Source organism: Mitsuaria sp. WAJ17, assembly GCF_014174515.1.
In the GTDB taxonomy this organism is placed as follows: domain Bacteria; phylum Pseudomonadota; class Gammaproteobacteria; order Burkholderiales; family Burkholderiaceae_C; genus Roseateles_B.
The window spans coordinates 1-4,844 of record NZ_JACJUG010000067.1; the positions used below are offsets into that span (position 1 = coordinate 1).

The following is a 4,844-nucleotide window of genomic DNA, read 5'->3' on the forward strand; positions in this document are numbered from 1 at the left end:
CACCCGCAGCGGCCAGCCCAGCGGCGCAGCCGGCTGCGGTGCCCAGCCCCGCAGCGGGCGCCAGCGCACCAGCAGCAGGCCCGCCAGGCTCGCCAGGCATAGAGGACCCACCCAGTTCCCCCAGCGCACCGGCAGCGTCGGGGTGGGCTCGGGCACCGGCAGGGCGCCGACGACCAGGGCACGCTGGCCGAAGTCGCCCGCAGCGTGCACCGTGCCGCGGGCATCGATGACAGCGCTGTATCCATTGGTCGTCACCCGGAACTGTGGCAGGCCGGTCTCGATGCTGCGGAAGGCCGCCACGGCCTGGTGCAGGCGGGCGCCCAGCGGGTCCGCGCTGAACCAGGCGTCGTTGGACATGGTCAGCAGCGCCCGGGCCCCCAGGCGCGCACCGGCGATGGCCAGGGAGGGATCGACATCATCCCGGCAGATCAGGGGCTGCACCGGCAGCTCGCGCCCGTCGCGCAGGCGCAGCGGAAACACCCGCGCCCCGCTGCCCGGCTGCCAGCGCCCCGCCCAGGGCAGCCAGCGCTGCAGCAGCGGGCCATCAAGCCAGGCCGGCACCTGCTCGGTGAAGGGGAAGAGCCGGGTCTTGCGGTACAGGCCCAGCAGGCCTTGCTGCGGCTGCACAAAGGCGGCGGCGTTGTACTCCGCCGTCGCATCGCGGTCATAGGTGCCGAAGACGAAGGGCACGCCGGCCGCGTTGACGATGGAAGCGATCTCCTGGTCCAGCTGCGCGCCGGCCTCGCTCTTGGGCTGGCCGAAGGTGGTGGGGTAGATGGTCTCGGACCACAGCACGGCGTCTGCGCGCTGGCGCTCGACGGCGTCGTAGCTCATGGCGTAGTGCACGTCCAGCACCTCGCGCACCACGGCATAGCTGCCCTGGGACTGACGGCGACCTTCGTAGTCCGCGATATTGGCCTGCACCAGGCCTACGCGCAGCAGGGGCAGGCCAGCATCCAGGCGCGGCGCTTCGCGGCTGGCGCCATAGGCCAGCAGTAAAAGAGGCAAGGCCAGGGCCAGGCCCAACGGCACCAGCAGTGCGCGAGGTCGGACCTTCCAACCGGAGCCCCACTGGCTCAGGTGGTGAGCCAGTGCCTCGTTGGCCAGCAGCAGCGTCAGCGTGAGGACCGCTGTCCCGCCCAGGGCTGCCGCCTGCCGCAGATCGGCCGCGGGATAGAGGCCGTGCGCAAGCGTGTCACCCAGCACCTTGGGGCACAGCCATTCAATGCCCACCCAGGCCGCGGCGGCGGCCCAGGCTCGCAGCCAGGGACGGTGACGCCCGTCCATGCCCTGCCGCACCAGGGCCCAGACGATCAGCTGCGGCTGCAGCAGCGGCGCGATCAACAGCAGCACGGCCTGGCCCTGGGCCTGCGGCCACTGGGCATAGTGCGCGATGGCCGTGCCAAACCAGGTGAAGGCGGCCAGGACATAAGCCAGACTCAGCGCCCAGGCTCGCAGCAGGCGCCGGCTCCAGGACGCGGGCTGGTCCAGCCACCACAGCCAGGGCAGCAGGGCCACGAAGCCCAGCCCCCAGCTGCCACGGGCGTAAAGCGCCAGCAGGACGACGCCCAGCACCACGGCCCCGGTCGCGCGGACCCAGGCCTTCGACATCAATGCATTCATGGAAATCCGCAAAAGGTTCAGGGCTGCCCCGGGGCCTCGCGCACCGGCTCCTGTGGCCGCGGGATGACAACAAAGCGGATGGGGAAGCCCGGCGGCGCCAGGGCCGGCGTGACCACGCGGTCCGCGGGCACGGCGATGGGACGGCCTTGCGCGTCGTGGACGGGCCGATCGGGCGCGAACATCAGGATGGCCTCGATGCGCTGCCCGTCGTCGGTGGCCTGGTGGTGGCGCACGTAGCCGTCAGGCAGCACATAGTCCTCGGGCACGGCCAGGCCGACGATGGGCGGCCGCGTGCCCGGGGGCTGGAAGGCGCCCAAGCCGGTGCGAACGCCGGCCTTGTGCAGACGCTCGATGACCTCCTGCATGCCGGGCGCGCTGCCGGCAGGCACGTGGTCGGCCAGGTCATCGCTGACGGCCGGGCCCGAAGTGCCCACCAGCAGCCAGGGATGCGGTGCGGCGCTGGCCGCAGCCGCGCCGCTGGCCGGGGCTGCGGCAAGACCTGACCCCGCTCTGCCCGAGCCCCCCACCGAGGCCACCGGCACGGACTCCGCGGGCGGATCGGCCGGCCACAGCAGGGCCAGACCGCCGACCAGGCACAGCACGGCCAGGCCGGCATAGGCCAGCAAAGCCAGCCTGCGCCGCGCAGTCCGGTCCTGCTTCGCGCTCATGAGCCGCCGTCCTCGGCGCAGGCTCAGGGCGTGGCCGGGTTGGACACCGACAGCGCCCAGCCCATGCGCTCATGCCCGTACTGATTCCAGATCGGGTTCTTGCCGCCGCTGAAGCTGGTGTAGCGCGGTGCGCCCGAGCCCGTACTGCCGCCGAAGAGGCCGGCCGTCACCGTGCCACCGTTGTAAGTCGGGTGGGTGTCATCGGACTGGATGTAGTCGTAGCTGCTGCTGGCCGAGACGAAGTGCGTGTTGGCGTCGCGCAGGGTGCTCTTGTAGGTGGAGGTGATGCGGGTCACGTAGGCCGCCTCGGTGTCACCGGCCACATAGCGGATGGCATCGGAATCCACCTGCCCGTCGCCGTTGCTGTCGTAGTCGGCGGCCATGTACTGGGCGAAGTTGTCGGCGCACTTGAACCCCTTCTGGCGAGCGTACTCGCACATCCAGTAGTTCATCTTGGTCAGGGCCGGCAGGAATCTGTCGCGCAGATTGACGGTGGCGCCGGTGGCGGCGTCCTTGCAGCTGCTCTGCACGTTGTCGGCCGCGTAGCCGGGGTAGTGCAGATTGGAGATGATCTTCAGCTTGGTGCCTGCGTAGGCGTTGGCGTTGATGTAGTCCATCGCCTTGGCCACATAGGTCTTGCAGTTGGCCAGGGCGTTGTCCAGCACGCTGTAGTCGCAGGTGCCGCTCTGGCCCTTGAAGGCGGTGCGGGCCTGCAGGCCGTCGTTGCCGCACATCTCGAAGGTGACGACGCGAGTGCTGCTGGCCTGCATGTAAGAGGCCTCGCCCACGATCTTGTTGTTGTAGACGTCCGATGCCACGGCGCCGGACTTGGCGCGGCGCACGCTTTCGATGTCGGCGTTCCACAGGGCGGAGAGGTATTCCGCATCGACGGTGGGGGCCGAGTACTTGGCGGCGTTGATCGTGGAACCGTTGTAGCCGGCGTAGATGGAATCGCCGTAGGCCACGACGCGGTACTTGGTGCTGGTGCCGGCGCGGTCGATGGTCCAGGACACGTTCTGGTTGAGCGTGCTGGCCGCCGCCGGCAGGGCGCCGGCAGCGAGGACCACGGCCGAGACGCAGGCGGCCAGGAGGGACGGGAACTTCTTCATGCTTGTCTCCATTGGGGGTGAGAATCGACGGCAAGTCGTGCACGCGAATCCACAGGCTGTCTTGATGCAGCTCGCTGCACGATCCGGCAAAAGCCGGCGAGTCTCCACCCCATCAAACCCTAGGCCGGGCTCCGCGCCTGTGCCAGCGTGGACCAGGGCTGTCGCACAGGTGACAATGCGCGCCGCAACCCGGCCTGCTGAAGGCCGCAGGGATCTGGTAAGGAAACAGGCACCATGCAGTCAAGCCATCGTAGGCAAACCCCATGACAGAAGCTTTGCAGGCCCGTTGCCAGGCCCTGGGCGAACGCGCCGTCCTGCTGGACTTCCCGGGCGCCTCCGCCGGCCTTGAGCTGCAGCAGCGGCTGTGGCGCCTGCGCGAGCGGCTGTTGGCTGCGGGCGACGTCGTCATCGATTGCGTGCCTGGCATGGGCAACCTCAGCTGGGTCTTCGACCCCGACCGGCTGAATGGCGACAAGGCCTGCGCCCGACTCATGCAACTCTGGCAGGCTGAGCTCGAGAGGCCCGCGCCAGCCCTCCAATCGGGGCGACTGGTGGAGATCCCCGTGCACTACGGCGGCGAGGCCGGGCCCGACCTGGCAGGCGTAGCCCGCCATCACGGCCTGCCCCCGCGCGAGGTGGTTCGCCTGCACAGCCAAGCCGAGTACCGCGTCTTCTTCCTGGGCTTCCTGCCCGGCTTCGCCTACCTGGACGGCCTGCCAGCGGCCCTGCACACGCCACGCCTGGCCACGCCGCGAACGGCGGTACCGGCCGGCTCGGTGGGCATCGGAGGCGCACAGACGGGTGTCTACCCCTGCGCCAGCCCCGGTGGCTGGCAGCTCATCGGCCGCACCGCCCTGTGCCTCTTCAATGCCGAGGCCCGCCCGCCCACGCTGCTGCAGCCGGGCGACCGCCTGCGCTTCGTGGTGGAGCGCTGCGATGACTGAGCCCAGCACGCTGGCGGTGATCCGGCCCGGCCTGCAGAGCAGCGTGCAGGACCTCGGTCGCCCGGGCTGGCGCCACCTGGGCATCGGCAGCGCGGGTGCCATGGATCCCGTGGCCCTGCAGCTGGCCAACGCCCTGCTCGGGCAAGACCTGGCCCTCCCGGCCCTGGAGATCAGTGGCGGCCCGCTGCAGCTGCGCTTCGGGCAGGATGCCGTCTTCGCGCTGGCCGGCGCCGACTACGGGGTGATGCTGGACACACACCCCTGCCCCGTGGGCTGGACCCATGCCGCCCGCGCCGGGCAGACCCTGACGCTTCAAGGCCCGCGAGCGGGGCGCTTTGCCTACCTGGCGCTTCCAGGCGGCATCGCGGCTCCCGCGTGCATGGGCTCCTCCAGCACCGATCTGGCGGGCGGCTTTGGCGGCCTGCAGGGCAGAGCGCTGCGTGCCGGCGACCTACTGCAGGCGCGCGCGGCGATCGCACCGCCCGCGGGGCGCCGGCGCG

5 protein-coding genes are annotated in these 4,844 nt (G+C 70.7%); 2 read left to right on the plus strand and 3 right to left on the minus strand.

Translation table 11 applies throughout. The annotated features are described in order from the left end of the window. The 3 genes from lnt to H5407_RS23250 form a co-directional block, all read right to left on the minus strand. On the minus strand, positions 1-1,623 hold a 1,623-nt coding region (gene lnt, locus H5407_RS23240), incomplete at its 3' end, for an apolipoprotein N-acyltransferase (protein WP_255501412.1). 17 nt (positions 1,624-1,640) lie between these two features. Further along, the gene (locus tag H5407_RS23245) at positions 1,641-2,291 is read right to left on the minus strand and encodes a hypothetical protein (protein WP_183106869.1); all 651 of its coding nucleotides are present in this window, start codon (positions 2,289-2,291) and stop codon (positions 1,641-1,643) included. 23 nt (positions 2,292-2,314) lie between these two features. Next, entirely contained in the window at positions 2,315-3,400 is a 1,086-nt protein-coding gene (locus tag H5407_RS23250; RefSeq protein WP_183106870.1) for an SGNH/GDSL hydrolase family protein, read from the minus strand. Between the two features lie 263 nt (positions 3,401-3,663). Between H5407_RS23250 and pxpB the strand changes: the two genes are divergently transcribed. After that, on the plus strand, positions 3,664-4,344 hold the full coding sequence (gene pxpB / locus H5407_RS23255) for a 5-oxoprolinase subunit PxpB (protein ID WP_183106871.1): 681 nt from the start codon (positions 3,664-3,666) through the stop codon (positions 4,342-4,344). Next, positions 4,337-4,844 (plus strand): biotin-dependent carboxyltransferase family protein (locus H5407_RS23260; RefSeq protein WP_404935657.1); only part of this gene is annotated, 508 nt, incomplete at its 3' end. The genes pxpB and H5407_RS23260, both read left to right, overlap by 8 nt.

Coding starts and splice junctions, on each gene's coding strand:
- H5407_RS23245 (WP_183106869.1), bottom strand. CDS start 2,291: ATGAGCGCGAAGCAGGACCGGACTGCGCGGCGCAGGCTGGCTTTGCTG.
- H5407_RS23250 (WP_183106870.1), bottom strand. CDS start 3,400: ATGAAGAAGTTCCCGTCCCTCCTGGCCGCCTGCGTCTCGGCCGTGGTC.
- pxpB (WP_183106871.1), top strand. CDS start 3,664: ATGACAGAAGCTTTGCAGGCCCGTTGCCAGGCCCTGGGCGAACGCGCC.